Origin of the sequence: Vibrio sp. V10_P2A27P122, assembly GCF_963874335.1 — a bacterium.
Taxonomy (GTDB): Bacteria; Pseudomonadota; Gammaproteobacteria; order Enterobacterales; family Vibrionaceae; genus Vibrio; species Vibrio anguillarum.
Genome location: NZ_CAWNHY010000205.1, coordinates 1 through 2,389 on the forward strand (window position 1 = coordinate 1; position 2,389 = coordinate 2,389).

Sequence of the window (2,389 nt, forward strand, 5' to 3'; positions counted from 1 at the left end):
AATTGAGAGTCGTGGTTGCGTGCTTCACACCTTAATTGGGCGTTATGCAACTCAGATAAATTTAGGGGTTCAATCTTTTGGGATTTCTCCGGCCATTCGTTTTGAGCTGTCGGCAAATGAGCATTGTTGCCTTCAAATTCATGGTTAACTCAAACCGTAAAACAGACAAATTTCTTTGTTTGCCTCAATCAGTTTTAGCGCCGGTGCGTTGTGAATTTTGCGCGTGCAAAGTGTGGAAAGGGCAAGTTATTCGATGATTTCGTATTTGTTGAAAGACTTGCTGGTTGAGTTTTCCTGATTCAAAAGCTTGGTTTGTTGTTGAAAGGTGGACTTTGTTTTGGCGGCTCATTTATCACAGTTCTTGCTTGGGTTGATTCTTGAATCACTTGACCTTTGCAATTGCGGCTTTCGGTCGTGTAAAGTCGGTTTATCTCTTTGAATTTGCATAACAAACGGCTCAAGAGGGATTGCCAACGCTTGGCGACTTTAGTGCAAAATTGAAGTTCAGTGTTTACAGTGTGTTTTTTGAGTTCGGCTATGCGTTGTCAACCCCTTAGCCGGGCGTTATGCCTCTTTTGTAAACCTCTAGCAATTACTTAAATTAAGGTCTAAAATTAGGTCTGATTTTAATGCTTATATGGTGAAGTTATGAGACAGGTACTAGCGAATTGCTCTGCCAGTATTTCAGAGTTAAAGAAAAATCCAACTGCTCTTTTGAACGAGGCTGATGGTTCAGCTATTGCGATCCTTAACCACAACAAACCCGCAGCTTACCTTGTACCGGCTGAAACTTACGAGTATCTGATGGATATGCTTGATGATTATGAGCTTTCCCAAATAGTAGATAGTCGTCGTGGTGATTTGTCGCAAGCTGTGGAAATCAATATTGATGACTTATAAGTTAAAGTTTTTGCCTGTAGCCCAAAAGGAGTGGAGTAAGCTAGCGCCAACGATTCAGAGTCAATTTAAAAAGAAACTCAAAGAAAGGCTAGAAAACCCCCACGTCCCATCATCAAAATTACGAGGTTATGATTCTGTTTACAAAATCAAACTTCGTACATCTGGTTATCGTTTGGCTTATGAAGTCATCGATAATGAAGTTGTCGTTTATGTACTCGCTGTTGGTAAACGAGATAAAGACGCTGTTTATAAGAAGCTGGCTTCACGCTTCAGCTAGCGGCATAACAAACGCTTCAAGAGGGACAGCCAACGCGTGGCATTTTTACTATGCGTTGGTTTTTGTGATTATGGTGTTATGCGGAAAGTTAGTAGTAGCGTTGGCTGCCCCTTAAGCGGGCGTTAGGGCAACAAATGGAGTTATCATGTCGGAAAAAGAATTAACTGAGAAATATTATTCAGATTATGACTCTTTTAGTGAATATAGGAGCCAGTTAATTGAAGGAGAGGGAAAAGTATCCGAAGGGTTAGATAAAGCTGTATTGGCAATAGCTAGTGCTGGTTTAGGCTTAACGTTTACTCTCTTTGATAAGCTATATGTTAAAGGTAATACAGAAAGTGTCATTTTTGCACAAGCAAGTTGGGGTTTCCTTGTTCTTTCTGTTTTCTTTGTCTTAGCAAGCTTACTAATTTCTGGTCATTTATATTATTCGAATCGAAAAGAAGTTGATAAAATTTTAAAAAACAGAGCCGATATTATAGTTTCACTACAAAGTGGTGGGGATGAACATCCAGAGGCAATCGTTTTTACAGAAAAGAAAAGTTTTGATTTTTCCGCAAGGTTTTCACATTACTCTGGTGCAATTACTCTATTTTTAGGGATTGCATCATTCGGTATTTTTGTTTACAAAAATACCGCAGTGGAAAATGAACTCATGAAACAAAAACCTGCTGCTAAATGCGTATACGTTGTTCAAGATAGCGTTGATATATCGTTATTATCAACGCTTGTTGAACAAAAAATTAATAAAAAGGAGAGTGTAAAAAATGAAAACAGTAATTCCTCAGAGATCACAAGAGCCCCGAGAAACACCGAAACATGCAGTTCCACCGCCACCACCACCGCCATCAAGACCAGCTCCGAAAAGGTAGTTAAATTGCCCTAACAAAGCATTTAAGAGTGATTCCCAACGCTTGGCATTTTTCATTTCATCGTTGGGTTTCGTGTTTACGATGGTATGGTTGAGGTCAGTGGTAGCGTTGCTCACACCTTAATGCGGCGTTAGGCAAAGTGAGTTTTTATCAGCTAAAACGAGTTTGAATTGAACGGTAAATCCCATGCTCTCAGGCTTAAGTTAAGCAATAAATCGTTATCACATATTTGTTGTTTCTTGATCACGTTGGGTTGTTTATTGTTGTAAATTCAGCGGCAAAATAACCTTCAGCATCCAAACGTCCGCCGAGCATGCTACGCTCGTCACTTTTCTTCCAA

The 2,389-nt window shown here is 39.6% G+C and carries 3 protein-coding genes; all 3 read left to right on the top strand.

Translation table 11 applies throughout. The annotated features are described in order from the left end of the window. Positions 1–648: 648 nt before the first annotated feature. The 3 genes from AACQ17_RS08760 (at position 649) to AACQ17_RS08770 (ending at position 2,063) form a co-directional block, all read left to right on the top strand. Entirely contained in the window at positions 649–900 is a 252-nt protein-coding gene (locus AACQ17_RS08760; RefSeq protein ID WP_001250181.1) for a type II toxin-antitoxin system Phd/YefM family antitoxin, read from the top strand. After that, a complete protein-coding gene (locus tag AACQ17_RS08765) occupies positions 890–1,177 on the top strand; it encodes a type II toxin-antitoxin system RelE family toxin (protein WP_170935171.1) in 288 nt (95 codons plus the stop codon). The genes AACQ17_RS08760 and AACQ17_RS08765 overlap by 11 nt, the downstream gene beginning before the upstream one ends. A gap of 145 nt (positions 1,178–1,322) precedes the next feature. Then, a complete protein-coding gene (locus AACQ17_RS08770; protein ID WP_094167723.1) occupies positions 1,323–2,063 on the top strand; it encodes a hypothetical protein in 741 nt (246 codons plus the stop codon). Positions 2,064–2,389: the final 326 nt, after the last annotated feature.